Here is a 24,831-nt window from a genome sequence, read left to right as displayed (position 1 = left end):
CTCGGAGGGTCAGTCCCCGCTCGCCGCTACTTACCCGGGAGTCACCACCGTGACCGACGTGACCAACGGCGTCCTGCACACCCTGTTCCACTCGGAGCAGGGGGGTCATGAGCAAGTCGTGCTCTGTCAGGACCGCGCCAGCGGCCTCAAGGCCGTCATCGCCATCCACTCCACCGCCCTGGGCCCCGCCCTCGGCGGCACGCGCTTCTACCCGTACGCGAACGAGGAGCAGGCCGTCGCCGACGCGCTGAACCTCGCGCGCGGCATGTCGTACAAGAACGCCATGGCCGGCCTCCGCCACGGCGGCGGCAAGGCCGTGATCATCGGTGACCCTGAGCGGATCAAGACCGAGGAACTGCTGCTCGCCTACGGGCGGTTCGTCGCCTCGCTCGGCGGGCGCTACGTCACCGCCTGCGACGTCGGCACCTATGTGGCCGACATGGACGTCGTGGCACGCGAGTGCCGGTGGACCACCGGCCGCTCGCCCGAGAACGGCGGCGCCGGCGACTCCTCGGTGCTGACCTCCTTCGGCGTCTACCAGGGCATGCGCGCCTCCGCCCAGCACCTGTGGGGCGACCCGTCGCTGCGCGACCGCAAGGTCGGGATCGCGGGCGTCGGCAAGGTCGGGCACCACCTCGTCGAGCACCTGCTCAAGGAGGGCGCCCAGGTCGTGATCACGGACGTCCGGCGGGACGCCGTGCAGCGGATCGTCGACAGGCACCCCGCCGTTCAGGTGGCGGCCGACACCGACGCGCTGATCCGCACCGAGGGGCTGGACGTCTACGCCCCCTGCGCTCTCGGCGGCGCCCTGAACGACGACACCGTGCCGGTGCTGACCGCCAAGGTGGTGTGCGGCGCGGCCAACAACCAGCTCGCCCACCCGGGTGTCGAGAAGGACCTGGCCGACCGCGCGATCCTCTACGCGCCGGACTACGTCGTGAACGCCGGCGGTGTGATCCAGGTCGCCGACGAGCTGAACGGCTTCGACTTCGACCGGTGCAAGGCGAAGGCGTCGGAGATCTTCGACACCACGCTCGCCATATTCGCACGTGCGAAGGAGGACGGGATTCCGCCGGCCGCGGCGGCCGACCGGATCGCCGAGCAGCGGATGTCGGAAGCCCGGAACGACCGGAACGACCGGACCGCCGGCTGACGGCACGGCGGACGTCGCACGTCCGTGCGGTACCTGCCGGTGGACGGTTGGAGAGAACTCTCACTTCCACCGGCGGGTCGTCCGCGGATAAGTGGTTAAAATCGCCACTGACCAGCAAGGACAGGCTTCCTCGACGGTCCTGTGCACACGCGCGTCCGGTGGGCGACGTACCGTATGGGCGCGGGCTCAGGTACCGTGGAAGCCCTACGGACCGGTCTCTCCACGGAGAGCCCGTTCCGGATCATGAACGCGTGTCAGACTCTGGGGCCGTTGAGCCCCGTCGTTGAGGGGGTCGAGCCATGGGGCGCGGCCGGGCCAAGGCCAAGCAGACGAAGGTCGCCCGCCAGCTGAAGTACAACAGCGGTGGGACGGATCTCTCACGCCTGGCCGAGGAGCTGGGCGCATCGACGTCGAATCAGTCGCCGAACGGCGACCGTTTCGAGGACGATGAGCAGGACGAAGACCTGTACTCACGGTACGCCGAGTTGTACGAGGGCGACGACGAGGACGAGGACGACAACTCCTCGCGGCAGCACCGCCGCGGCGCATAGCGCCCGCGGCGACTCAGCCGTATCCGGCGTGCCGTAGGCATCGCACCTCACCCGGTCCGGGGCTCACGCACCGGACCGGGTTTCGTGCGCCCGCTCCGGCCGCCGACGCCCATCGGGCATCGGCGGCCGGAGCGTGCCGGTCACGGGTCCTCACGCGTGGTCCCCCACCAGGGCCGCGCCCGTGGTGTGCGCGCCGCGGTCGGTGATCTCGCCGGCCACCCAGGCGTCGAGACCTCGGTCGGCCAGGGTGGTGAGGGCCACGTCGACCGACTCCTCGGGCACGATCGCGATCATGCCCACGCCCATGTTGAGGGTCTTCTCCAGCTCCAGCCGCTCGACGTCGCCGGTCCTGGCGACCAGGTCGAAGACGGGGTCCGGGGTCCAGGTGGCGCGGTCGACCACGGCGTGCAGACCGTCCGGGATCACCCGGGCCAGGTTGGCGGCGAGTCCGCCGCCGGTGACGTGGCTGAAGGCGTGCACCTCGGTGGTGCGGATCAGGGCCAGGCAGTCCAGCGAGTAGATCCTGGTCGGCTCCAGCAGCTCCTCGCCGAGGGTGCGGCCGAGGTCCTCGACGTGCGCCTCCAGCGGCATCCCGGCGCGGTCAAGGAGCACATGCCTGACCAGGGAGTACCCGTTGGAGTGAAGGCCGGAGGACGCCATGGCGATCACCGCGTCACCCGTGCGGATGCGGTCCGGGCCGAGCAGCCGGTCCGCCTCCACGACGCCCGTGCCCGCGCCGGCGACGTCGAAGTCGTCCTCGCCGAGCAGCCCCGGGTGTTCGGCGGTCTCGCCGCCGACCAGCGCGCAGCCGGCCAGGACGCAGCCCTCGGCGATGCCCTTGACGACGGCGGCGACCCGCTCGGGGTGGACCTTGCCGACGCAGATGTAGTCGGTCATGAACAGCGGCTCGGCGCCGCACACCACGATGTCGTCCATGACCATGGCGACCAGGTCGTGGCCGATGGTGTCGTACACGCCGAGCCGGCGGGCGATGTCGACCTTGGTGCCGACGCCGTCCGTGGCGGAGGCGAGCAGGGGGCGCTCGTAGTGCTTGAGGGCGGAGGCGTCGAAGAGGCCGGCGAAGCCGCCGAGGCCACCGAGCACCTCGGGGCGGCGGGTCTTCTTCACCCACTCCTTCATGAGCTCTACGGCGCGGTCGCCCGCCTCGATGTCGACGCCGGCGCTCGCGTAGCTGGCGCCAGTGGTCTCGGAAGACATGACCTTGGGAACCTTCGTGTCGTCTTACGTGCTTACGGGCGGCGGATCGCGTCGGCCGCGGCCGTGGCGGCCGGGCCTGCGGCCAGCTCGGACTCCAGCAGCTGCTTGCCGAGCAGCTCGGGGTCGGGCAGTTCCATCGGGTACTCGCCGTCGAAGCAGGCGCGGCAGAGGTTCGGCTTGGCGATGGTGGTCGCCTCGATCATGCCGTCGATGGAGATGTACGCCAGTGAGTCGGCGCCCAGGGAGGTGCCGATCTCGTCGATGCTCATGCCGTTGGCGATCAGCTCGGCCCGGGTGGCGAAGTCGATGCCGAAGAAGCAGGGCCACTTCACCGGCGGCGAGGAGATCCGGATGTGGACCTCGGCGGCGCCGGCCTCGCGGAGCATCCGCACCAGGGCCCGCTGGGTGTTGCCGCGCACGATCGAGTCGTCGACGACGACCAGGCGCTTGCCCTTGATGACTTCCTTCAGCGGGTTCAGCTTCAGGCGGATGCCGAGCTGGCGGATGGTCTGCGAGGGCTGGATGAAGGTCCGGCCGACGTAGGCGTTCTTCACCAGGCCGGTGCCGAAGGGGATGCCGGAGGCCTCCGCGTAGCCGACGGCGGCGGGGGTGCCGGACTCCGGGGTCGCTATGACGAGGTCGGCCTCGACAGGGGCCTCCTTCGCCAGGCGGCGGCCCATCTCGACCCGGGAGAGGTAGACGTTCCGGCCGGCGATGTCGGTGTCCGGGCGGGCCAGGTACACGTACTCGAAGACGCAGCCCTTGGGCTTCGCATCCGCGAATCGGGAGGAACGCAGACCGTTCTCGTCGATGGCGACGAACTCGCCGGGCTCGATCTCGCGGACGAAGCTGGCGCCGGTGATGTCCAGCGCGGCGGTCTCCGAGGCGACGACCCAGCCGCGCTCCAGGCGACCGAGGACCAGCGGGCGGATGCCCTGCGGGTCACGGGCGGCGTAGAGGGTGTGCTCGTCCATGAAGACGAGGCTGAAGGCGCCCCTGACCTGCGGGAGAACGGCGTGGGCCGCCTCCTCGATGGTCAGCGGCTTGCCGTCGGCGTCGACCTGGGCGGCCAGCAGGGCCGTGAGCAGGTCGGTGTCGTTGGTGGCCGCGACGCGGGTGGATCGCCCGTTGTTGTCCTTCGGCAGGTCGGCGACCAGCTCGGCGAGCCGGGCGGTGTTGACCAGGTTGCCGTTGTGTCCGAGGGCGATCGATCCGTGCGCCGTGGCGCGGAACGTCGGCTGGGCGTTCTCCCACACGGAGGCGCCGGTGGTCGAGTAGCGGGCGTGTCCGACCGCGATGTGACCCTGGAGGGAACCGAGCGAGGTCTCGTCGAAGACCTGGGAGACCAGTCCCATGTCCTTGAAGACGAGGATCTGGGAGCCGTTGCTGACCGCGATACCCGCGGATTCCTGGCCCCGATGCTGGAGGGCGTACAGCCCGAAGTACGTGAGTTTCGCGACCTCTTCACCCGGGGCCCAGACTCCGAAGACGCCGCACGCGTCCTGGGGGCCTTTCTCGCCGGGGAGCAGGTCGTGGTTGAGTCGTCCGTCACCACGTGGCACGGAATCGAGTGTAGGCGAGGTCGACCACTGGTCCGAATTGGGGGATGCGCGCAGGTCGGGGACCACTTTCCCGCCGTCTCTCGGACGCGGTCGGCGTTTCAGCAGGTCAGGGCGCTGCATCGATGATCCGTCCGTCGGCGGGGGTACCGCCGGGAAGGCGTCGCGGACTTTTCCTGACGGCCATGAGTGAGGTGTCGCACATCATTCGGGCCGTGGATGCCGCGGGGAGCGGGTTCAGGACAGGAGCGGCAGCAGCCCGCCGAGATCGGCCCGCTCCCCGCTCGCGCTGACCTGGGCGGATTCCACGGCGTCCCGCCAGGCCAGCCGGCCGGTGGCCAGCCGGACCCAGGTCAGGGGGTCGGTCTCGACGACGTTGGGCGGGGTGCCGCGGGTGTGCCGGGGGCCTTCCACGCACTGCACGACGGCGTAGGGCGGAATGCGCACCTCGGTCGAGCCGCCGGGCGCCTTGGCGGCGAGCGCGTCGGCCAGCAGCCGCGTGGCGGCGGCCAGCGCCTGGCGGTCGTGAGGGATGTCCAGGCCGGGCACGGCGGCGTTCAGGTCGTCGGTGTGGACGACGAGTTCGACGGTGCGGGTGACGACGTAGTCGGCCAGCGGCAGGGCGCCCGCGCTGGTGCCGAGCAGCCGGGTGCCGGGGTGCGCGGCGAGGGCGGCCGTGAAGTCCCGCTCGGCGGCGTCGAGGTACGCGCCGAGGTCCGGGTTCCGCTCGGCGAGTTCGCGGGCGTGGGCGGCGATGGCGGGGGCGTCGGCGCCGATGGCCGACGGCCAGTCGAGCAGGGAGCCGTCCTGCCGGGCCGGCTCGGGTTCGCCGAGCAGCCGGCCGACGGCCGACAGTGCCATGCCGACGTGGGCGACCAGATCCCGCACGGTCCAGTCCCCGAGCCGCGTGGGCAGCGCGAGCTGCTCGGCGGTCAGGGCGCGCACGGCATCCCGCACATGTCCGAACTGCGCCAGTACGGCGCCGCGGGTCCTGTCGGGGTCGTAGGTCCTGGACCGGGCGCGCTTCTTGACCGGGCTCATGCCGGCGAGCCTATGCCTTCACGGCGGCGCGGCCGTCCCGGCCGTGACCGTGGGGGAACGCGCGGGCAGGCCCCGCCCTGGACCGGGCGGGGCCTGCTCGCGTACGTCGACGACGGGGCTTACGCCAGCAGCGCCGGGATCGTGCCCTCGTGGGACTCGCGCAGGGTGGCGAGGGGGAGTTCGAACTCGCCCTGGACCTCGACCGTGTCACCGTCCACGACACCGATGCGGGTGACCGGCAGGCCACGCGCGCCGCACATGTCGTTGAAGCGGACCTCCTCGGAGCGCGGCACGGCGACGATCGCGCGGCCGGCCGACTCCGAGAGGAGGAAGGTGAACGCGTCCAGGCCGTCGGGTACGACCAGACGCGCGCCCTTGCCGCCCAGCAGGGCGGACTCCACGACCGCCTGGATCAGGCCGCCGTCGGACAGGTCGTGCGCGGAGTCGATCATGCCGTCGCGGGAGGCGGAGATCAGGATCTCGGCCAGCAGGCGCTCACGCTCCAGGTCGACCTTCGGGGGCAGACCGCCGAGGTGGTCGTGGACCACCTGCGACCAGGCCGAGCCGCCGAACTCCTCGCGGGTGTCGCCGAGGAGGTAGAGGAGCTGGCCCTCCTCCTGGAAGGCGACCGGGGTGCGGCGGGCGACGTCGTCGATCACGCCGAGGACGGCGACCACCGGGGTCGGGTGGATGGCCACCTCGCCCGTCTGGTTGTAGAGCGAGACGTTGCCGCCGGTCACCGGGGTGCCCAGCTGCTTGCAGCCGTCCGCCAGACCGCGCACGGCCTCCGCGAACTGCCACATGACCGCCGGGTCCTCGGGCGAGCCGAAGTTCAGGCAGTCGGAGACCGCCAGCGGCTTCGCGCCCGTGGTGGCGACGTTGCGGTACGCCTCGGCCAGCGCGAGCTGCGCGCCCGTGTACGGGTCGAGCTTGGCGTAGCGGCCGTTGCCGTCGGTGGCGAGGGCGACACCGAGGCCGGTCTCCTCGTCGATCCGGATCATGCCGGAGTCCTCGGGCATGGCCAGCACGGTGTTGCCCTGCACGAAGTGGTCGTACTGCTGGGTGATCCACTTCTTGGACGCCTGGTTCGGGGACGCCACGAGCTTCAGGACCTGCGCCTTCAGCTCCTCGGCGGTCTGCGGGCGCGGCAGCTTGTTCGCGTCGTCGGCCTGGAGGGCGTCCTGCCACTCCGGGCGCGCGTACGGGCGCTCGTAGACCGGGCCCTCGTGGGCGACCGTGCGCGGGTCGACGTCGACGATCTTGCCGCCGTGCCAGTAGATCTCCAGCCGGTCGCCGTCGGTCACCTCACCGATGACGGTGGCGATGACGTCCCACTTCTCGCAGATCTCCAGGAAGCGGGCGACCTTCTCCGGTTCGACGACCGCGCACATGCGCTCCTGCGACTCGCTCATGAGGATCTCCTCGGGCGAGAGCGTGGAGTCGCGCAGCGGGACGTCATCGAGGATGACGCGCATGCCGCCGGAGCCGTTGGAGGCCAGCTCGCTCGTCGCGCAGGACAGGCCCGCCGCGCCGAGGTCCTGGATGCCGACGACCAGCTTCTCGGCGAAGGCCTCCAGGGTGCACTCGATGAGCAGCTTCTCCTGGAAGGGGTCGCCGACCTGGACCGCCGGGCGCTTGGAGGGCTTCGCGTCGTCGAAGGTCTCCGAGGCGAGGATCGAGGCGCCGCCGATGCCGTCGCCGCCGGTGCGGGCCCCGTACAGGATGACCTTGTTGCCCGTGCCCGAGGCCTTGGCCAGGTGGATGTCCTCGTGCCGCATCACGCCGACGCAGCCCGCGTTGACCAGCGGGTTGCCCTGGTAGCAGGCGTCGAAGACGACCTCGCCGCCGATGTTGGGCAGGCCGAGGCAGTTGCCGTAGCCGCCGATCCCCGCCACCACGCCCGGGAGCACCCGCTTGGTGTCGGGGTGGTCGGCGGCGCCGAAGCGCAGCGGGTCGACGACGGCGACCGGGCGCGCGCCCATCGCGATGATGTCGCGCACGATGCCGCCGACGCCCGTGGCCGCGCCCTGGTAGGGCTCGACGTAGGAGGGGTGGTTGTGCGACTCGACCTTGAAGGTGACCGCGTAGCCGTGGCCGACGTCCACCACACCGGCGTTCTCGCCGATGCCGACGAGCAGGGCGTCGCTCTCGGGGGCCTTCTCGCCGAACTGGCGCAGGTGCACCTTGGAGGACTTGTACGAGCAGTGCTCGGACCACATCACGGAGTACATGGCGAGCTCGGCGCCGGTCGGGCGGCGGCCCAGGATCTCCACGACCCGCTCGTACTCGTCCTTCTTCAGGCCGAGTTCGGCCCAGGGCAGCTCGACGTCGGGGGTCGCGGCCGCGTGCTCGACCGTGTCCAGTCGAGAAGGGGCGGCCCGAAGGGCCTCGTTCGAGGGTGGCGGCGGGAGACGGGAGGGAGTCCTGCTCATGCGGTGACCAGCTTCTTGAGGATCGAGGTGAAGAACGGGAGGCCGTCGGTGCGGCCGGTGCCGATCAGCGGCTCGGTGGCGTGCTCGGGGTGCGGCATGAGGCCCACGACGTTGCCGGCCTCGTTGGTGATGCCGGCGATGTCCCGCAGGGAGCCGTTCGGGTTGACGTCGAGGTAGCGGAAGGCGACGCGGCCCTCGGCCTCCAGCTCGTCCAGCGTGTACGTGTCGGCGACGTACCGGCCGTCCATGTTCTTCAGCGGGATGTGGATCTCCTGGCCCGCGCTGTAGTCGCCGGTCCAGGCCGTCGACGCGTTCTCCACCCGCAGCTTCTGGTCGCGGCAGACGAAGTGCAGGTGGTCGTTGCCGAGCATCGCGCCCGGGAGGAGGTGGGCCTCGGTGAGCACCTGGAAGCCGTTGCAGATGCCGAGCACCGGCAGTCCGGCCCTCGCCTGCTCGATGACGGTCTCCATCACCGGCGAGAAACGGGAGATGGCGCCGGCCCGCAGGTAGTCGCCGTAGGAGAAACCGCCGGGCAGGACGACCGCGTCGACCTGCTTGAGGTCCTTGTCCTTGTGCCAGAGGGCGACCGGTTCGGCGCCGGCGAGGCGGATCGCCCGCTGGGTGTCACGGTCGTCCAGGCTGCCCGGGAAAGTGACGACGCCAATACGAGCGGTCACTTCGCGGCCCCCGCGACTACGTCATCGGACTCGACCTTGACGGTGAAGTCCTCGATCACGGTGTTGGCGAGGAAGGATTCGGCAAGATCGTGAATGCGGGCGAGCGCGGCCTCGTCGACGGGCCCGTCCACTTCCAGTTCGAATCGCTTTCCCTGACGGACGTCGGAGATGCCTTCGAAACCCAGCCGCGGCAGTGCGCGCTGCACCGCCTGGCCCTGGGGGTCGAGGATCTCCGGCTTGAGCATGACGTCGACTACGACGCGTGCCACTGGCACTCCCGGTGTGTGGTGCTGAGCAGGTTCCTTCAGACTACCCGCACAAAATTTCTACGCGAGTAGACTCGTAGGAATCTACGTGACGCCCGTCACGGTCCCGCGCCGGTGACCGGTCTTCGTGAAAAGTTCTGGGAAAGTTCGGGTTCGGCCCCCGATCCTGTATTGCTCCGGGACACGCGGGCAGATTTAGTCGGGCTTCCCATTGCAATGCCCGGCACTGTACAAATGAATTGGCAACAGCCGATACTTTTCCCGATAACAGGCGGACAGTCGGCATCTCCGAACATCTCCGCACGTCATGCACGGCATGACGGAGCAGATGGGCCGCAGAGGTGTCGCACGAAGGGACCGATATTCGTGGCGCAGCGTGTCGTGGTCACTCTCTTTGACGACATCGACGGCTCGGAAGCGGCGGAGACGATCGCCTTCGGACTGGACGGCAAGTTCTACGAGATCGACCTGAACCAAGCCAATGCCAAGAAACTGCGTAAGGCGCTCGCGCCGTACGTGGAAGCCGGCCGCAAGCGGTCGAAGTCGGGCAAGACGTACCGGCAGACGGAGGTCGCTCCCGATCCCGCCGCCGTCCGCGCCTGGGCGCAGGCCCACAAAATGGACGTGCCGGCGCGTGGCCGCATCCCCAAGAAGGTCTACGAGGCGTTCAGCGCGGCCCAGTGACGGCTCCCGCTCCCGGACCGCCCGCCCGTGACCCAGGGCCCGTCAGCGGGCCCTGGGGGCAACCGACTTGCGCGACCCCCCTGTTGATCAGCTAATGTCTGGAGCACGCCGAGGGGCGAGGCCGGAAGGCCGAGACCCACGGAGTACATGCGGGTGTAGTTCAGTAGTAGAACATCCCCCTTCCAGGGGGAAGGCGCAGTGTGCGATTCCTGTCACCCGCTCTGCACCGCCGGTCCGGACCACTCAGGTGGATCAGGTAGGCTGGTGCTCGCGCCGATCGGTGGGAGCCGGTCGGAGGCAATGCGGACGTAGCTCAGTTGGTAGAGCGCAACCTTGCCAAGGTTGAGGTCGCGAGTTCGAGCCTCGTCGTCCGCTCGGGAAAAAGGCCCCGGTCCATCGGACCGGGGCCTTTTCGTTGTTCCCTCTTCTCGGTCCGCTCTGACATTTGTCATGCGGGGTGATGACACCGCGCACTGCTGCGGCGCCCCGGCCGCCGGGACGCTGGATCCATGGACACGGACGAGCACGTGATTGAGGTGACCGGCCTCCACCGGGTGTACGAGGGCGGATTCGAGGCGGTGCGCGGTATCTCCTTCCACGTCGACCGGGCGGAGATCTTCGCGCTCCTCGGCACCAACGGGGCCGGAAAGACCTCGACGGTCGAACTCCTGGAGGGCCTCGCGTCACCCACCTCGGGGCACGTGCGGGTGCTCGGGCACGACCCGTACGCGGACCGGGCGCTGGTACGGCCCCGCACCGGTGTGATGCTCCAGGAGGGCGGCTTCCCCTCCGAGCTGACCGTCGCCGAGACCGCGCGGATGTGGGCGGGCTGTGTCAGCGGGGCCCGCCCGCCCCACGAGGCGCTCGAACAGGTCGGTCTCGGGCGGCGCGCGGACGTACGGGTCAAGCAGCTCTCCGGCGGTGAACGGCGCCGCCTGGACCTGGCGCTCGCGCTGCTCGGCGAGCCCGAGGTGCTGTTCCTGGACGAGCCGACGACCGGGCTGGACGCCGAAGGCCGCCGGGACACCTGGGAGTTGGTGCGGGCACTGCGCGACCGCGGCACGACCGTGCTGCTCACCACGCACTACCTGGAGGAGGCCGAAGGACTCGCCGACCGGATCGCGATCCTGCACGAGGGACGCGTCGCGGCCACCGGGACCCCGGCCGAGGTGACCGCCGCGCAGCCGTCCCGGATCACCTTCGACCTGCCCATGGGCTACTTCCTGGGCGACCTGCCCCCGCTCGCCGGACTCGGCGTGTGCGACCACGAGGTGGACGGCCGCGCCGTACGGCTGCGCACCCGCGAACTCCAGCGAACCGCCACGGAACTGCTGCTGTGGGCCCGGCGGGCCGGAGTCGAACTGGCCGGGCTGGATGTCCGGTCGGCCTCACTGGAGGAGGCGTTCCTCGGCATCGCGCGGGACGCCACCGCGCCGCGCACGAAGGAGTACGCCGCATGAGCGCCGCCGTCACCACCCCCGCCGGCCGGATGGCCGCGCTCGCACGCGCCGAACTGGTCCTGCTGGCCCGCAACCGCAGTGCTCTGGTCGCGGGCGTGCTCCTGCCGCTGGTGCTGCCCTTCAGTGTGCGGTCGGCGGCCGCGCGGATGAACCTGGAGGACGCCGGTCTGACCGTCGGGCTGCTCATCCTGCCCGCCGCGATCGGCTTCTCCCTGCTGTTCGCCGTGTACTCCACCCTGGTCGGCGTGTTCGTCGCCCGGCGTGAGCAACTGGTCCTCAAGCGGCTGCGCACGGGCGAGCTGCGGGACACCGAGATCCTCGCCGGGTCCGCGCTGCCGGCCGTCGCCACCGGCCTCGTCCAGTGCCTGGTGCTGACCGGCGCCTGCACCGCGCTGCTCGACCTCCCCGCCCCGCGCGCGCCCCATCTCGCCGTCGCCGGGCTGCTGTTGGGCCTGCTGCTCGGCGTGCTCCTGGCGGCCGTCACCGCGGGCTTCACCCGGACCACCGACGGCTCCCAGGTCACCTCGCTCCCGCTGCTGCTGGTCTCGATGGTGGGCTCCGGGCTGACCGTGCCGCTGGAGCTGCTCCCCGAGCGGCTCGCCCGGTGCTGCGAACTGCTGCCGCTGACCCCGGTGATCACGCTGGTCCGCGGCGGGTGGACCGGAGACCTGAGCGGCTACGACGCCCTGCGGGCCGTGAGTATCGCGCTGGTCTGGATCGCGCTCGCGGTGTTTGCTGTACGGCGCCGGTTCCGCTGGGAGCCGAGGCGCTGAGAGACGGTGCGGAGAGGACGCGAAGAGGTGGGGGGAGAGACCATGCGCGGGCCCGTCGGCTGGTGGCGCGGCAAGACCACGACGGCCAAGGTCGAGACGTACACACGGTGGTCGTTCCACATCTTCACGCTGATCGAGGCGGTCATGGGCGGGCTGGTGGTCCTGGCCCAGGTGGGCCCCCACCCGGCGGCCTGGCTGGCGGCGGGGGTCACCGGGCACGCCGCGCTCTGCGCGGTGACCGCGTCCCGTGCGCTCGACTGGACCCGCGGCCGGCGTGAGCAGCCCCTGCGGCTGCTGTGGACGCTCGGCACGGTCACCGCGGCGCTGGCGGTCGTCGCGCTCGGCGTGAACGCGCACGGCACGGGCGAGAACGTGGACACCGCGGCGGGCATGGCGTTCGCGTGCGTGCTGGTCTTCGGTGCCGGCACCATCGCCCTCGGGGTGCGCACCCGGCGCCGGGTCGCCGCGGTGGTGACGGGCTTCGCGGCCGGTTCAGGGATCATCGCCTTCCCCCTGGGCATGTCGGGCCCGGCCGCTCTGGCCAACGTGGTCATGGTGCTGGTCGGGGGCGCGTCCCTGGCCTTCACCTCCGTCTTCTCCGTCTGGCTGCTGAACGCCGTCTACGCGCTCGACGAGGCGCGGGAGACCCGGGCCCGGCTCGCCGTCGCCGAGGAGCGCCTGCGGTTCGGGCGGGATCTGCACGACGTGCTGGGGCGCAACCTCGCGGTGATCGCGCTGAAGGCGGAGCTGGCCGTGCAACTGGGCCGGCGCGGCCGGCCCGAGGCGGTGGAGCAGATGATCGAGGTGCAGCGGCTGGCCCAGGAGTCGCAGCGCGAGGTCCGTGCCGTGGTCCGCGGCTACCGGGAGGCCGACCTCGCCGCGGAACTCGCGGGCGCCCAGGGCGTCCTGGCGGCGGCCGGCATCGACTGCGCCGTCACCGGCTCACCGGCCGGTCTGCCCACGCCGGTGCAGTCCGCGCTCGGATGGGTCGTCCGGGAGGCCGCCACGAACGTGCTCCGGCACGGGGACGCCCGGCGGTGCACGGTGTCCCTGCGCGTGGCCGACGGCCGGGCCGAGCTGACCGTCGAGAACGACGGGGTGCCCGAGTCCCCCGCCGGTGACCGGCCGGGCTCCGGGCTCGCCGGTCTGCGTGAACGGCTGTCGGAGCTCGACGGCACCCTGCGGGCGGGACCCGCGGGACGCGGCCGGTTCCGGCTGACCGCCGAGGTGCCGCTGCCGCCGCCCGCCGACCCCGAGACCGCCCGTCCGCTGAGCGAGGCCACCCGATGACGACGTCCCCCGAGCCCGTCCGGCTGCTGCTGGCCGACGACGAGCACCTGATCCGCGGCGCGCTCGCCGCCCTGCTCTCCCTTGAGGACGACCTGCTGGTGGTCGCGGAGGCGGCGAGCGGACCGGAGGCGCTGGCCATGGCCCGGGCGCACGCGCCGGACGTGGCCGTCCTTGATCTGCAGATGCCGGGCGCGGACGGTGTGAAGGTCGCCACATCCCTGCGGGCCGAAATGCCGGGCTGCCTGGTGCTGATCGTGACCAGTCACGGGCGGCCCGGACATCTGAAGCGGGCGCTCGCCGCCGGTGTGCGCGGGTTCGTCCCGAAGACCGTCAGCGCCCAGCGGCTCGCCGAGATCATCCGCACCGTGCACGCCGGAAACCGCTACGTCGACCCGGAGTTGGCCGCCGACGCGATCTCCGCCGGGGACTCCCCGCTGACCGCGCGGGAGGCCGAGGTCCTGGAGTTCGCCGCCGACGGGGCACCGGTCGCGGAGATCGCCGAGCGGGCCGCGCTGTCCCCGGGGACCGTACGGAACTACCTGTCGTCGGCCGTGACCAAACTCGGCGCGGAGAACCGACATGCGGCGGTACGGCTCGCACGGGAGCGAGGTTGGGTATAGTTGGCCTCGCGCCACGGCGCATGCGGACGTAGCTCAGTTGGTAGAGCGCAACCTTGCCAAGGTTGAGGTCGCGAGTTCGAGCCTCGTCGTCCGCTCGGGAAAAAGGCCCCGGTCCGTCGGACCGGGGCCTTTTCGTGCGCTACGACCAGCTCGTCCCCGTCAGCCGCTCGTACGCCTCCACGTACTTCGCCCGCGTCGCCTCCACGACCGGCTGCGGCAGCGCCGGCGGGGGCTGCTCGCTCCTGCGGTCCCAGCCGGACTCGGCGGACGTCAGCCAGTCGCGGACGTACTGCTTGTCGTACGACGGCTGCGCGCGGCCCGGCTGCCACTGGTCGGCCGGCCAGAAGCGGGAGGAGTCCGGAGTGAGCACCTCGTCGGCGAGGACGAGCGTCTCCCCGTCGAAGCCGAACTCGAACTTGGTGTCGGCGAGGATGATCCCGCGGTCGCGGGCGATGTCCCGGGCCCGGCCGTACACGGCGAGCGTCGCCTGGCGCAGCTGGGCGGCCGTCTCCGCGCCGACCTGGCGGGCCACCTCCTCGTAGGAGACGTTCTCGTCGTGCTCGCCGACCTCGGCCTTGGTGGCCGGGGTGAAGATCGGGGCGGGCAGCTCGGAGCCGTCGGTCAGCCCCTCGGGCAGGGCGAGGCCGCAGACCGTGCGGCTCTGCTCGTACTCGGCCAGGCCCGAACCGGTGAGGTAGCCGCGGGCCACGCACTCCACGGGGACCATCCGCAGGGACCTGCAGATCAGGGTGCGGCCCGCCCAGTCGGCGGGAGCGCCCTCGGGCAGCTCGGTGGACAGGACGTGGTTCGGGACCAGGTCGGCGAGCCGGTCGAACCACCACAGGGACAGCCGCGTGAGGACGCGGCCCTTGTCGGGGATCTCGGTCGGCAGCACCCAGTCGTAGGCGGACATGCGGTCGCTGGCGACCATGACGAGGTCGCCCGCCTCGTTCTGGTACAGGTCGCGCACCTTGCCGGTGTGCAGATGCACCAGGCCCGGAACCTGGATCGGCTCGGGCTTTTCGACGAATCCGGACACGGTTCCTCCCCGTGGTTCTGTCCAATGGCCCGATTCTCCCGTATCGGACACCGGCACGGAGCGGCGGGTCAGTCGCGCTTGCAGATGCGGTCCAGGAGGTTGGCGGTGGCGCGCTGGATCCGGGCGTCGACGTGGCCGGGACGGTCCAGGGCCGGGGACCAGGCGAAGGTCCCCGCGGCGAAGACCAGGGCGCCGGAGGGCGCCCGGTACAGGGACGTCTCCTGGTGGCGCGTCACGCCCTCGCCGTCCGTGTACGGGGAGTGGGCGAGCAGGATGCGGTCCTGGTACTCGGGCAGCGGGGTGCGCGGGAAGTAGCGGTCGGCCTCGCCCGCGACCAGGCCCGCGATCTCCTCGCCCTCCCCGGCCCCGGTCGCCTCCCACAGCCAGTGGTCGGCGTTGCGGACGATCAGCGGGTGCGGCTCGGGGACGCGGCCGGCGTACTGGATGCCGACCAGTTGCTGCTCGGGCCGGTCGATCTCCCGCCACAGCACCGACCGGCCGGGGCCCTTGCGCTTGCGGCAGGTCAGCAGGCGGTCGGGGACACCGGACGGGGAGGGGCCCAGTTCGACCTGCCAGTACATGGTGTTGGCCGAGAGGAAGACCAGCGACGTGCCGTGCTCACGGGCGAGTTCGACGGTGCGGCGCATGCTCACCGACCAGTACTCGTCGTGGCCGGGGAAGACCAGGCCGCGGTAGCGGGTGGGGTCGACACGGCCGGCGTGCAGGTCGCGGGCGTCGGCGTAGGCGAGGTCGTAGCCGTAGCGCTCGGCCCAGCGGATGACGTCGTAGGCGTGGCCCACGTGCAGGGGCAGGCCCGCGCCCGCGTAGGGGCGGTCGAAGGAGACCGTGGTCGCGGCGTCGGCCTCGCCGAGCAGCCGGCCGTGCTCGTCCCAGGCGTGGTAGAGGCTGGCGCCCGTGTGGCCGTCCTCCGGGTAGAGGTTGTAGGCCTGCCAGGTGATGTCGGGCAGGAGCAGCAGCAGGTCCGCGGGCCGGTTGTCGCGGACGGTGAACGGGATGTGGGAGCGGTAGCCGTCGTCGGTGGTGAGCACGGCCACGTACGCGCCGACGCTCCAGTGGGACGGCACCTGCAACCGCCAGGACAGCCACCAGTGGTGGCAGGAGACGGTGCGGTCGGCGGCCAGCGGCTTGGGCTGGACGATCCCGGACAGGCGCGGGCTGGTGGTGATCTTCGCGGCGCCGTCGCCGCCGTAGTGCCCGATGCGGTAGATGTCCACGCCGAACTGCTGGGGCGGGTCGACGGTGATGTGGAAGTCGATGGCCTCGCCGGGAGTGACGGCACCGGTGGAGACGAAGCCCTTGATCTGCCGGTGGACGTCGTCGGCCGAACGGGGACCGCCGCCGGAGGCGCGGGGTGCGGGGACGCGGGGGCTTCCGGACCCGGTCCGCGGGGGCGTCTGCGGGAGCGGGTCCACGTACCAGGGGACGACGTGCCCGGTGTCGTCGAAGTACGTCTCGCTGCCGCGCAGCCACGGGACGGGGCCCAGTCCGAAGGGGTCCGTCACGGCGTGCGCGAGAGCACCCGACTCCCAGCGGCGAATCTGCTCCGATCCCATGCCCGATCCCCTCCCTCGTGCCCCCGTGGTCCGTCCTGCGGCGGTGCGGATCTGCCGGTCCGGTTCCGGCTGCGGCTGTCGTATGTCGCACGGACTTGCCACGTGCGTTATCGGTCCCAGCACATCACATAACGCGCGCACGCTGTCACTATTCGTTGTGAATTGGCCGGAAGTGGAAGCGGGGGATCCGGGTAGCGCGGCCGCCGGGCCGACGTCGGCCCAGGTCAGACCAGCCGTACGGGCTTTTCCGGACGTATGCCCGAGTCGACCAGCCAGGTCCGCAACGGGACCGGGTCACCGTCCTCGACCAGGGCCAGGACCTTGGGACTGAGATCGGCGGCCCTCTCGCCGTTGATCAGGAGGGCGGGGCCGTCGAGCCAGTCGAGGCCCGGGGAGGCGTCGGCGGTGTCCATCGCGGCGCAGCACACCATCGCGGTGACGTGGTCGGCGAGGAGTTCGCGGCCGGTGCGGGGCGGTTCGAGCGGGAAGAGGGGCAGCGAGTCCTCGTTCCGCGGCGGCGTTCCGGCGGCCGGCTCGGCGCCCGTCGGCGCCGTACCCACGGGGGGCGCCGACGCCTCCTCGCGGGCCAGCTCGGCACTGATACCGGCCGCGAGCGCGGCACCCCGCTCGCTGCCGAGGCCGGGGTCCTCGTCCGGGGTGAGGGGGTCTTCGGGGGCGGGGGGCTGGGCGGGGTCGGCGTGTCCGCCGAGGTGTTTCCCGTCTTCCGCGTGTTCCGCGCGTTCTGGGCGTCGGCGTTCTTGATGCTCGTCGTGCTCTGCGGGCTCTTGGTGCTCGGGAAGCTCGTTGTGTCCGTCGTGCTTGTGGTGTCCGGCGTGCTCGTCGGATGCGTCGGGTTCGTCGGACGGGTGGTGCGCGATATGTGTCTCGTCGTCGTGGGCCGGTCGGGTGTCGTCGGCCGGGTCGTCGGCGGGGAGGACCGTCCGCTCGCAGAGCTTGCCGAAGGCGGCGTGGGTGGCGGACGGGGACGGAGCGGACAGGTGTTCAAGGACCCGGGCCAGGGTCGGTCCGTGCGGATCGGCGGCGGAGCCGGGGGACCGGCGGACGCCCAGGCGGTCCAGGACACGGTGGAGGCGGGCGGCGTCGGTACGCCATTTGCGGTCGACGACCTCGTCCGGGTACTCCTGCCAGTCCACCGGGCACCAGTCCCTGCCGCGCTCGGCCGGGCCGCCGTGGAAGAGGCGCGCGGCCAGCAGTGAGGCGGCCTCGTCGACGGCGCCGGGCTCCTCCAGCAGGTCGCAGGCCGGGCGCTCACCGAGCCGGGAGGCGAAACCCTCGGCCAGGCGGTCGCGGCGGGACAGTTCGGTGAGGGCCGCGACGACACCGGCGTCGAGGCGGGAGGGCCAGCGGCCCATGCGCCAGGCGGGGAGCGCGACCCTGGTCAGCAGCCGGTCCCAGCCCGCGTACGCCAGGCCCACCTGTTCCTGGGCGGCGATCCTCAGCCCGTAGTCCACAGCCTGTGCGCGTTCCGCCGCCGCGGCCGCCACACCGCGCTCCATCAGGGCCGCGTGCTCCCGGCAGCCGCGCAGGAGCAGCCGGGCCACCCAGCCGAGTCCGGCGTACACCGAACGGACCAGAGGAGGGCGGCCAGGTGCCGAGGCGACGGCCACCGCCGCGTCCAGACCGCGGACGAAACGCCGGGCCGCGGCTATGTCCGGGTGCGCCGAGGGTCCCGTACCGGCGACGACCGGGGCGAGCACGGCGCGCAGCTCGCCGACGCGCATCCACCACAGGAACGGGGAGCCGATGACGAGGACGGGCGCCTCCGCCGTACGGCCCGGGCGGGCCGGGGGCAGGCCACGCGGCGCTTCCGGCTCGCGGTGCGGGTGATCCCGCCCCGCGGGTGGGCCGTGGGCCGGGTGCGTACGGTCCTCCAGCCAGCTGTCGCAGTCCGGGGTGAGCTCTATGGCCGACGGGGCCGGCACGCCGAGACGGTCGGCCAGATCGCGCACCAGGCGGTACAGGTCCGGGGCGGACTTCTCGGCTATCGGGACGGTCGGGGTCATCGCGGGGCGGGCCCGGGCCACGACCAGGCCGATGCCCGCGCCCAGGAGCAGGACGACGACCGCGACGACGCCGACCACCCAGCGGGCGAGGTCCCAGCCCCGGCCCACGAGGTGCCCGGCCGAACCGCCGGCCAGCAGGATCACGGCGAGGGCGGCGGGCAGCAGGGCGACGGCGAGCGCCCGGCTGCGCACGCGCAGCACGGCCAGGGCCCGGGAGCGCGCGGCCCGCACACCGACCTCCACACCCATACCGGTCACGACCGCCCGTCACCCCCTCCCGACTGTCCTGGCGTTGCTCATTCCCCCACTGTGGCACCCATGACCGACATCGCAATGCCGGTGGGCCAAGTGCCGGAATGCCTGCGCGCACACTAGTTGGGCCCCCGGCCCGCGTCAGCCGGATGGAGTATTGGTCACTCGATGGAATGGCTTTGGTCAGAGCCGGACGACAGAGCGCAATGATCAGGCCCCGACTCGGGGAGCCGGGGCCTGCTGTCCGGGAGACGTGCCGTTCAGGACCTGTTGTTCGGGCTGTTCGGGAACAGGACCGGTGCGGGGGAAGGGGCGGGTGCCGCGTCAGGCGTCCGCCGCAGCCCTCGCCGCGATGTCCGAGCGGTGCTGGGAGCCGTCGAGGCGGACCCGGGCGACGGCGGTGTACGCGCGGTCGCGGGCCTCGGTCAGGTCCTTGCCGGTCGCCGTGACGGACAGCACGCGGCCACCCGCGCTCAGCACGGTGCCGTCCCCGCGCCGGGTGCCGGCGTGCAGCACGTACGCGTGCGGGGCGTCCTGCGCGGCCACCTCGTCGAGGCCGGTGATCGGGTCACCGGTGCGCGGGGTGCCGGGGTAGTTGTGGGAGGCGACGACCACCGTGACGGCCGCGTCGTCGCTCCAGCGCAGGGGCTCCAGGTGGGCGAGGCCACCGGTGGCGGCGGCCATGAGGACTCCCGCGAGCGGGGTCTGGAGGCGGGCGAGGACCACCTGGGTCTCGGGGTCGCCGAAACGGGCGTTGAACTCGATCACGCGGACGCCGCGGCCGGTGATGGCGAGCCCCGCGTAGAGCAGACCGGAGAACGGCGTGCCGCGGCGGCGCATCTCGTCGACGGTGGGCTGGAGCACGGTGTGCAGGACGTCGTCCACGAGCTTGGGGTCGGCCCACGGCAGCGGCGAGTACGCGCCCATGCCACCGGTGTTGGGGCCCTTGTCGTCGTCGAGCGCCCGCTTGAAGTCCTGGGCGGGCTGCAGCGGCACGACCGTCTCGCCGTCGGTGACGGCGAAGAGGGAGACCTCGGGTCCGTCGAGGTACTCCTCGATCACCACGCGGTCGCAGGCCGCCGAGTGCGCCCTGGCCCCCTCGATGTCGTCGGTGACGACGACGCCCTTGCCTGCGGCGAGCCCGTCGTCCTTGACGACATAGGGGGCACCGAAGGCGTTGAGAGCCGCGTCGACCTCCTCGGCCGTCGTGCAGACGTATGAACGGGCCGTGGGCACGCCCGCCGCGGCCATCACGTCCTTGGCGAAGGCCTTGGAGCCCTCCAGCCGCGCGGCCTCCTTGGAGGGGCCGAACACCGGGACGCCCGCCTCGCGCAGGGCGTCGGCGACCCCGGCGACCAGCGGGGCCTCGGGGCCGACGACGACGAGGTCGGCCTCCAGCTCGGCGGCCAGCGCGGACACCGCCGCGCCGTCGAGGACGTCGACCTGGTGCGGCTCGGCGACCTCGGCGATGCCGGCGTTGCCGGGCGCGCAGTGCAACGCGGTGACGGCGGGGTCGAGGGACAGGGAACGGCACAGGGCGTGCTCACGGGCGCCGCTGCCGATGACGAGGACCTTCACGAGGTCAGCCTAACGGCAGCGGCCCTGGGCCCTTTGTGCGGGCCACCGAAGGGAGGACGGGAGGGCGTTCGTAGGTTCCTCCGAGCAGGGAGGGCGAGAGCGGGCCGAGCCGGACCGCTCAGACCGGCAGACCGGGCGGGCAGGACCGCTCGCGTCGGCGGGCCGCTCAGGCCGACAGGCCGAGCCCGACCGCTCAGCCGGGCAGGCCGGGCAGGCCGAACCGGACCGCTCGCTTCGGCGGGCCGCTCAGGCCCGGCCGGGCAGGCCGGGAAGGGCCTGCTCCCTTACTCCGTCGAGTACTCCTCGACCACCGTGGCGCCCAGCTCCCGCATGATCAGTTCGTGGCCGGACAGGGCCGACTCGTCGAGATCCGGGTCGTCGTCCTCGGGAATGTCGTCCTCGGGCGCGACGGGGGGCGGCTCGGGGGCGGAGGGCCGCTGTGCCGGGGAAGGGGCGGGCGTGGGTGCCGCGGCGGACGGCGGCCGGTCGGGGGCCGCGGCGGGGGCGGACCCCGCCGGAGCCGTGGGCTGGGGAGCAGCCGTACGCTGCGCCGCCGCGCCGCCCCCACCGCCGTAGCCGCCACCGGAACCCGGTCCGTAGCCGCCGCCCGGGGGCTGAGGACCGGAGCCGCCGCCTCCCGTCGGGTCGACGACCGCCTCGATCTTCCACTGGACGTTGAACTGCTCGGCCAGCGCCTGGCGCAGCACGTCCTCGCTGCCGCTGCTCGCGAAGTTGTCGCGGGCGCCGACGTTGACGAAGCCGATCTGGAGGGTGGTGCCGTCGAAGCCGGAGACGTGAGCGTTCTGGCTGAGCAGGATCCAGGTGAAGCGACGGCGGTTCTTCACCGCTTCGAGGACGTTCGGCCAGAGGACGCGGGGGTCGAGCCCACCACCCGCCGGGGCCGGTGGGGCGGAGGGCACCGGGGCAGCGACGGCAGGCCTCGCCGCAGGCGCCTGCTGCGTGGGCCCCGGGGCGCTGGACGCACTCGGCGCACTCGGCGCGCCCGGCGCCTGCCCGCCGCCCGGCGCCGCCGCGGTGGGCCAGCCGCCCGGCCGCCGGCCGCCGCCTGCGGCCGCCGCGGTGGGCCAGGCCCCGGGCGCGGCGGGTGCGGCGGCGGGCGGTGTGGAGGCGGGTGCGGCGGGCGGAGCCGTCTCCTGGGGACGGTCACTCGCGGCCGGCGCAGGGGGTGCGGGGGGTGCGGGGGGCGCAGGGGTCGCGGCCGGCACAGGAGGCGTCGAGGGCACGGATGCGTCAGGGACGCCCGAGCCCCGCACGGCCGCCCGAGCCGCGGCGGCCCCTCCGCCCGGCGGAACAGGAGGTACGGCAGGCGCCGCACCCGCAGGGCCGCCCGCAGCGATCGGCGCTCCCCCGTGCGCCTCGGGTCCGGGCACGTACCCCATCGCGGGCGCACCCGCGCCGGTGGAGAAGCTGACGCCCCGCTCGATGCGGTCGAGGCGGGCCATCACGGACCGCTCGTCGCCGTAGGCGGCGGGGAGCAGGACGCGGGCGCAGATCAGTTCGAGCTGGAGGCGGGGCGAGGTGGCGCCGCGCATCTCGGTCAGGCCCTCGTTGACGAGGTCGGCGGCGCGGCTCAGCTCGGCGGCGCCGAAGGACCGGGCCTGGGCCTGCATCCGCTCGACGACATCGGCGGGGGCGTCGATGAGGCCCTTCTCGGCGGCGTCCGGAACGGCGGCGAGGATCACCAGGTCCCGCAGCCGCTCCAGCAGGTCGGCCACGAACCGCCGGGGGTCGTTGCCGCCCTCGATCACATGGTCGACGACCTCGAAGGCGCCGGAGCCGTCCCCGGAGGCGAAGGCCTCGACGACGGAGTCGAGCAGGGAGCCGTCGGTGTAGCCGAGGAGCGAGGTGGCCATGGCATACGTCACACCTTCCTCCCTCGCACCGGCGAGCAGCTGGTCCATGACGGACATGGAGTCACGCACGGATCCGGCGCCGGCCCGCACGACGAGGGGCAGCACCCCATCCTCGACGGGGATGTCCTCCTGCTGGCAGACCTCGCCGAGGTAGTCCCGCAGAGTGCCCGGCGGCACAAGGCGGAAGGGGTAGTGGTGGGTGCGCGACCGGATGGTCCCGATGACCTTCTCGGGCTCGGTCGTGGCGAAGATGAACTTCAGGTGCTCCGGCGGCTCCTCGACCACCTTGAGCAGCGCGTTGAAACCGGCCGACGTGACCATGTGGGCCTCGTCGATGATGTAGATCTTGTACCGGCTGCGGGCGGGCCCGAAGAATGCCTTCTCGCGCAGGTCACGGGCGTCGTCCACACCACCGTGCGAAGCGGCGTCGATCTCGATGACGTCGATCGACCCCGGGCCGTTCCTGGCCAGGTCACGGCAGGAATCGCACTCCCCGCAGGGTGTGGGCGTCGGCCCCTTCTCGCAGTTCAGGCACCGGGCGAGGATGCGCGCGCTGGTCGTCTTGCCGCACCCGCGCGGACCGCTGAACAGGTACGCGTGATTGACCCGGTTGTTCCGCAGCGCCTGCTGCAACGGGTCGGTGACATGCTCCTGCCCGATGACCTCGGCGAACGACTCCGGGCGATAGCGGCGGTACAGCGCGAGAGACGACACGCATACGAGGTTATAGGCGCCCACCGACAACGTGTCCGGCCCGCGGACGCAAGCGCCCCCCACGCACCCGCCAGAGCCGACCTACCCTTGCTGCCTTCCGGCCCTGGGGGAGTTCAGTCAGATAGCGCCGCGTGAGGGGCTCCGCAAAGAGTACCCGATCCCGGGCACCGGCAACGAGTTCGCGAGCACTCCTCCGAGTCATGTAATGTTTCCGGCGGAGGATTCGCCTAGAGGCCTAGGGCGCACGCTTGGAAAGCGTGTTGGGGGCAACCCCTCACGAGTTCGAATCTCGTATCCTCCGCAGCCGCCTGAACAGGCGAACCGAAGAGCCGAGCCACAGTCGTGGCTCGGCTCTTCGGTGTGGACCGGTTGCATTTTTGGCTGCACTTGCAGCCGACATTCAGGACATCTCGGCGAACAGTCAGGTGCACGCTCCCGCATCCCACGGCGGGTGGTCGGCACCGGCTCCGTGGCGGAGCCCTACGGAACCGGAACCTGGCGGCGGTCCGCGACCCCTTCCCTGGCAGAGAGAAGGGTCCGGATGCGCCGGGAGTCCGGGCGCGGTAGGCACTCGGACCTCCCGCCCCGCAACTGAGGCGGGGCCACAAGCCGCCCACGCTCGCTGGGGGGGAACCTGCCCTCAAGCCGCACCCGCTGATCAGGGGAATACGCCATTCTTGAACCCGGCGCCGAGACTCCGGCCCCCCTGCGACTCCCCGGTCTGACGAGGCGCATTGCGCGTGAAGTACGGTGGTCGCCGAAGCCCCTGCGGCGGCCCGCAAACTGCTCGAACGCCGAGCGCACGGACACGGAGGAGACCGTCGCAGAGTGGGCGAAGCGCCTGCCCTACAGTGACGTCCGCCGGCTCGCCCATGCCATCGACACCGGTGAACCCGTCACCGTCGAGTACGTCGCCGCCTCGGGCAACCGGACCGTGCGCACCCTCAGCCGCCTCCTGCTCGACCCGCCCTACCTCGAAGCCTGGTGCCATCTGCGAGACGACGAGCGTGTTTTCACACTCTCCCGCATCCACAGCGTCATGTGCCTCACGCCCGAATGGCAGGCAGGACAGGGAGGCATCAATCACGAACCCGGGACGAACACCAAGGGGCCGGCCCACAGTCCGTGGGCATCTCGTGGATGACGGGGCAGAGACTGCGCTGCAGCCCTCAACCCCGCCAGATGACGAGCTGGTCCGGTAGCCAACGTGCCCGCGGCGCGTGCGGAGTACCGTGGACAGCACCGAGGGTATTTCGCACACCGGTCACCACGCCGGGTCGTCCTCGGCGAAGGATGAAACCCGGGTCGCCGCAAAGGCCAGCCGGAGACGGGTCCGCATCATGTCGGCGACCTTCCAACCATTCCCGCGACACCACGAGGAGCCCGTCGCAGCCCCGGCCGTACGTGTCGCGCTGAAGACCGACGGCATCTCTCGTGGCCTTCTGGACGGTGCCTGGTGGCCCCGCTCCCGGGATCTGATGACCGAGCTGCCCGCGCTGACCGATGTGCTGGACTCCTTGTGGGGCCGCATCACCCACGTCGCCGTCAACCCGCGGTACTGGCCGGTCATCCCGCACGAGGTTCCCGTGCGTGGTCACATCGTCAAGGTCGGCTGGTTCACCCCCGAAATCGACCCGCACAAGCTGCTGCTGCTCTCCTACGGCACCGGGCGCTGGGACCTGCTGGTCGTCCCACCCGAGACCGGGGCGGCGTCGGCGGCCCGCCTGATGGCGCTCGCATCGGACCAGGACAGCCCGCCATTGACCGCGAGCGCGCTCATCGCCGCGGACAAGGCCCGGCACGCCCGCTCCGCGACCGACCGGCCGCTTGATCCCGACGAGGCGTGGGAGTACGAGGGCGGCGCCTCCTCGACCGCTGCGGCCCTACCGGCGCAGGCCGGACGCGCCAGCCGCCTGATCGTCGGCATGTGAGACGGCCGCCATCACGGGTGACAAGGCGACGTCCCCAGCCCGCACACCACCCGTCGGCGCACCCGCCGACCGGTACCGGTCCTGTCTCTCGAACCGAAGCGGCCACAGGCAGGAATCCCGA

20 protein-coding genes, 4 tRNA genes and 1 other RNA gene are annotated in these 24,831 nt (G+C 72.0%); 13 read left to right on the top strand and 12 right to left on the bottom strand.

Annotation, left to right across the window (positions count from 1 at the left end):
• Positions 1-49 precede the first annotated feature (49 nt).
• Together ACIP4X_RS27270 and ACIP4X_RS27265 are read left to right on the top strand one after the other, a co-directional pair.
• Positions 50-1,153, top strand: coding sequence for a Glu/Leu/Phe/Val dehydrogenase dimerization domain-containing protein (locus ACIP4X_RS27270; protein WP_391458889.1), 1,104 nt, complete (start codon positions 50-52; stop codon positions 1,151-1,153).
• Between the two features lie 299 nt (positions 1,154-1,452).
• Entirely contained in the window at positions 1,453-1,704 is a 252-nt protein-coding gene (locus ACIP4X_RS27265; RefSeq protein WP_358731941.1) for a DUF3073 domain-containing protein, read from the top strand.
• A 150-nt stretch (positions 1,705-1,854) separates the two neighbouring features.
• On the opposite strand, the gene purM is transcribed toward ACIP4X_RS27265, so the two are convergent.
• The 6 genes from purM to purS form a co-directional block, all read right to left on the bottom strand.
• Complete coding sequence (gene purM / locus ACIP4X_RS27260) at positions 1,855-2,922, bottom strand: phosphoribosylformylglycinamidine cyclo-ligase (protein ID WP_391458891.1); 1,068 nt, start codon at positions 2,920-2,922, stop codon at positions 1,855-1,857.
• Between the two features lie 32 nt (positions 2,923-2,954).
• Positions 2,955-4,484 carry an amidophosphoribosyltransferase gene (gene purF / locus ACIP4X_RS27255; protein ID WP_358731944.1) on the bottom strand — a complete coding sequence of 510 codons (1,530 nt, stop codon included), beginning with the start codon at positions 4,482-4,484 and terminating at the stop codon, positions 2,955-2,957.
• A 234-nt stretch (positions 4,485-4,718) separates the two neighbouring features.
• Positions 4,719-5,522, bottom strand: a complete 804-nt coding sequence (locus ACIP4X_RS27250) for a sterol carrier family protein (RefSeq protein ID WP_358731946.1) — start codon at positions 5,520-5,522, stop codon at positions 4,719-4,721.
• A gap of 119 nt (positions 5,523-5,641) precedes the next feature.
• Positions 5,642-7,954 carry a phosphoribosylformylglycinamidine synthase subunit PurL gene (gene purL / locus ACIP4X_RS27245; RefSeq protein WP_358731948.1) on the bottom strand — a complete coding sequence of 771 codons (2,313 nt, stop codon included), beginning with the start codon at positions 7,952-7,954 and terminating at the stop codon, positions 5,642-5,644.
• On the bottom strand, positions 7,951-8,631 hold the full coding sequence (gene purQ, locus ACIP4X_RS27240; protein ID WP_358731949.1) for a phosphoribosylformylglycinamidine synthase subunit PurQ: 681 nt from the start codon (positions 8,629-8,631) through the stop codon (positions 7,951-7,953). The genes purL and purQ overlap by 4 nt, the downstream gene beginning before the upstream one ends.
• A complete protein-coding gene (purS, locus tag ACIP4X_RS27235) occupies positions 8,628-8,900 on the bottom strand; it encodes a phosphoribosylformylglycinamidine synthase subunit PurS (protein ID WP_190176121.1) in 273 nt (90 codons plus the stop codon). The genes purQ and purS overlap by 4 nt, the downstream gene beginning before the upstream one ends.
• A 363-nt stretch (positions 8,901-9,263) precedes the next feature.
• On the opposite strand from purS, the gene ACIP4X_RS27230 reads away from it, so the two are divergent.
• From ACIP4X_RS27230 to ACIP4X_RS27195, 8 genes are all read left to right on the top strand, one after another.
• Positions 9,264-9,581 (top strand): Lsr2 family protein, encoded by a 318-nt coding sequence (locus tag ACIP4X_RS27230; RefSeq protein ID WP_141359994.1) that lies wholly within the window; start codon positions 9,264-9,266, stop codon positions 9,579-9,581.
• A gap of 149 nt (positions 9,582-9,730) precedes the next feature.
• Positions 9,731-9,802, top strand: a tRNA-Gly gene (locus tag ACIP4X_RS27225).
• A gap of 81 nt (positions 9,803-9,883) precedes the next feature.
• Positions 9,884-9,956, top strand: a tRNA-Gly gene (locus tag ACIP4X_RS27220).
• Positions 9,957-10,090: 134 nt separating this feature from the next.
• Entirely contained in the window at positions 10,091-11,041 is a 951-nt protein-coding gene (locus ACIP4X_RS27215) for an ABC transporter ATP-binding protein (protein ID WP_358731951.1), read from the top strand.
• Positions 11,038-11,814 (top strand): ABC transporter permease, encoded by a 777-nt coding sequence (locus ACIP4X_RS27210; RefSeq protein WP_358731953.1) that lies wholly within the window; start codon positions 11,038-11,040, stop codon positions 11,812-11,814. Before ACIP4X_RS27215 ends, ACIP4X_RS27210 begins: the two co-directional genes overlap by 4 nt.
• Positions 11,815-11,856: 42 nt before the next feature.
• Positions 11,857-13,104, top strand: coding sequence for a histidine kinase (locus tag ACIP4X_RS27205; protein WP_391458897.1), 1,248 nt, complete (start codon positions 11,857-11,859; stop codon positions 13,102-13,104).
• Positions 13,101-13,724: a response regulator gene (locus tag ACIP4X_RS27200; RefSeq protein WP_391458899.1), complete on the top strand. Its 624-nt coding sequence runs from the start codon at positions 13,101-13,103 to the stop codon at positions 13,722-13,724. Before ACIP4X_RS27205 ends, ACIP4X_RS27200 begins: the two co-directional genes overlap by 4 nt.
• 22 nt (positions 13,725-13,746) lie before the next feature.
• Positions 13,747-13,819, top strand: a tRNA-Gly gene (locus ACIP4X_RS27195).
• 44 nt (positions 13,820-13,863) lie between these two features.
• Here ACIP4X_RS27195 and ACIP4X_RS27190 read toward each other — a convergent pair.
• The 6 genes from ACIP4X_RS27190 to ffs form a co-directional block, all read right to left on the bottom strand.
• A complete protein-coding gene (locus tag ACIP4X_RS27190; protein WP_358731958.1) occupies positions 13,864-14,763 on the bottom strand; it encodes a phosphoribosylaminoimidazolesuccinocarboxamide synthase in 900 nt (299 codons plus the stop codon).
• Positions 14,764-14,831: 68 nt separating this feature from the next.
• Positions 14,832-16,337: a N,N-dimethylformamidase beta subunit family domain-containing protein gene (locus ACIP4X_RS27185; protein WP_358731960.1), complete on the bottom strand. Its 1,506-nt coding sequence runs from the start codon at positions 16,335-16,337 to the stop codon at positions 14,832-14,834.
• Positions 16,338-16,561: 224 nt separating this feature from the next.
• Complete coding sequence (locus ACIP4X_RS27180; RefSeq protein ID WP_358731961.1) at positions 16,562-18,619, bottom strand: hypothetical protein; 2,058 nt, start codon at positions 18,617-18,619, stop codon at positions 16,562-16,564.
• A 318-nt stretch (positions 18,620-18,937) separates the two neighbouring features.
• Positions 18,938-20,191 carry a phosphoribosylamine--glycine ligase gene (purD, locus tag ACIP4X_RS27175; RefSeq protein ID WP_358731963.1) on the bottom strand — a complete coding sequence of 418 codons (1,254 nt, stop codon included), beginning with the start codon at positions 20,189-20,191 and terminating at the stop codon, positions 18,938-18,940.
• Positions 20,192-20,475: 284 nt separating this feature from the next.
• Complete coding sequence (locus tag ACIP4X_RS27170; RefSeq protein ID WP_358731965.1) at positions 20,476-22,779, bottom strand: DNA polymerase III subunit gamma and tau; 2,304 nt, start codon at positions 22,777-22,779, stop codon at positions 20,476-20,478.
• A 48-nt stretch (positions 22,780-22,827) separates the two neighbouring features.
• An RNA gene (gene ffs, locus ACIP4X_RS27165) (signal recognition particle sRNA small type) lies at positions 22,828-22,922 on the bottom strand.
• Between the two features lie 73 nt (positions 22,923-22,995).
• Here ffs and ACIP4X_RS27160 point away from each other — a divergent pair.
• From ACIP4X_RS27160 to ACIP4X_RS27150, 3 genes are all read left to right on the top strand, one after another.
• A tRNA-Ser gene (locus ACIP4X_RS27160) sits at positions 22,996-23,080 on the top strand.
• A gap of 372 nt (positions 23,081-23,452) precedes the next feature.
• Entirely contained in the window at positions 23,453-23,923 is a 471-nt protein-coding gene (locus ACIP4X_RS27155) for a WYL domain-containing protein (RefSeq protein ID WP_401351075.1), read from the top strand.
• An 88-nt stretch (positions 23,924-24,011) separates the two neighbouring features.
• The gene (locus tag ACIP4X_RS27150; protein ID WP_358731967.1) at positions 24,012-24,710 is read left to right on the top strand and encodes a DUF5994 family protein; all 699 of its coding nucleotides are present in this window, start codon (positions 24,012-24,014) and stop codon (positions 24,708-24,710) included.
• Positions 24,711-24,831: the final 121 nt, after the last annotated feature.

It is taken from the genome of Streptomyces sp. NPDC088817 (assembly GCF_044750345.1).
Classification (GTDB): Bacteria; Actinomycetota; Actinomycetes; order Streptomycetales; family Streptomycetaceae; genus Streptomyces.
The sequence above is the reverse complement of the archived record's forward strand: the minus strand, read 5'-3'. Positions and strand labels throughout refer to the sequence as shown.

What these genes read in the sequence shown, in the direction of transcription:
- purL (WP_358731948.1), bottom strand. Translation starts at nt 7,954, where the DNA reads ATGAGCAGGACTCCCTCCCGTCTCCCGCCGCCACCCTCGAACGAGGCC.
- ACIP4X_RS27210 (WP_358731953.1), top strand. Translation starts at nt 11,038, where the DNA reads ATGAGCGCCGCCGTCACCACCCCCGCCGGCCGGATGGCCGCGCTCGCA.
- ACIP4X_RS27205 (WP_391458897.1), top strand. Translation starts at nt 11,857, where the DNA reads ATGCGCGGGCCCGTCGGCTGGTGGCGCGGCAAGACCACGACGGCCAAG.
- purM (WP_391458891.1), bottom strand. Translation starts at nt 2,922, where the DNA reads ATGTCTTCCGAGACCACTGGCGCCAGCTACGCGAGCGCCGGCGTCGAC.
- ACIP4X_RS27215 (WP_358731951.1), top strand. Translation starts at nt 10,091, where the DNA reads ATGGACACGGACGAGCACGTGATTGAGGTGACCGGCCTCCACCGGGTG.
- ACIP4X_RS27265 (WP_358731941.1), top strand. Translation starts at nt 1,453, where the DNA reads ATGGGGCGCGGCCGGGCCAAGGCCAAGCAGACGAAGGTCGCCCGCCAG.
- ACIP4X_RS27250 (WP_358731946.1), bottom strand. Translation starts at nt 5,522, where the DNA reads ATGAGCCCGGTCAAGAAGCGCGCCCGGTCCAGGACCTACGACCCCGAC.
- ACIP4X_RS27200 (WP_391458899.1), top strand. Translation starts at nt 13,101, where the DNA reads ATGACGACGTCCCCCGAGCCCGTCCGGCTGCTGCTGGCCGACGACGAG.
- ACIP4X_RS27185 (WP_358731960.1), bottom strand. Translation starts at nt 16,337, where the DNA reads ATGGGATCGGAGCAGATTCGCCGCTGGGAGTCGGGTGCTCTCGCGCAC.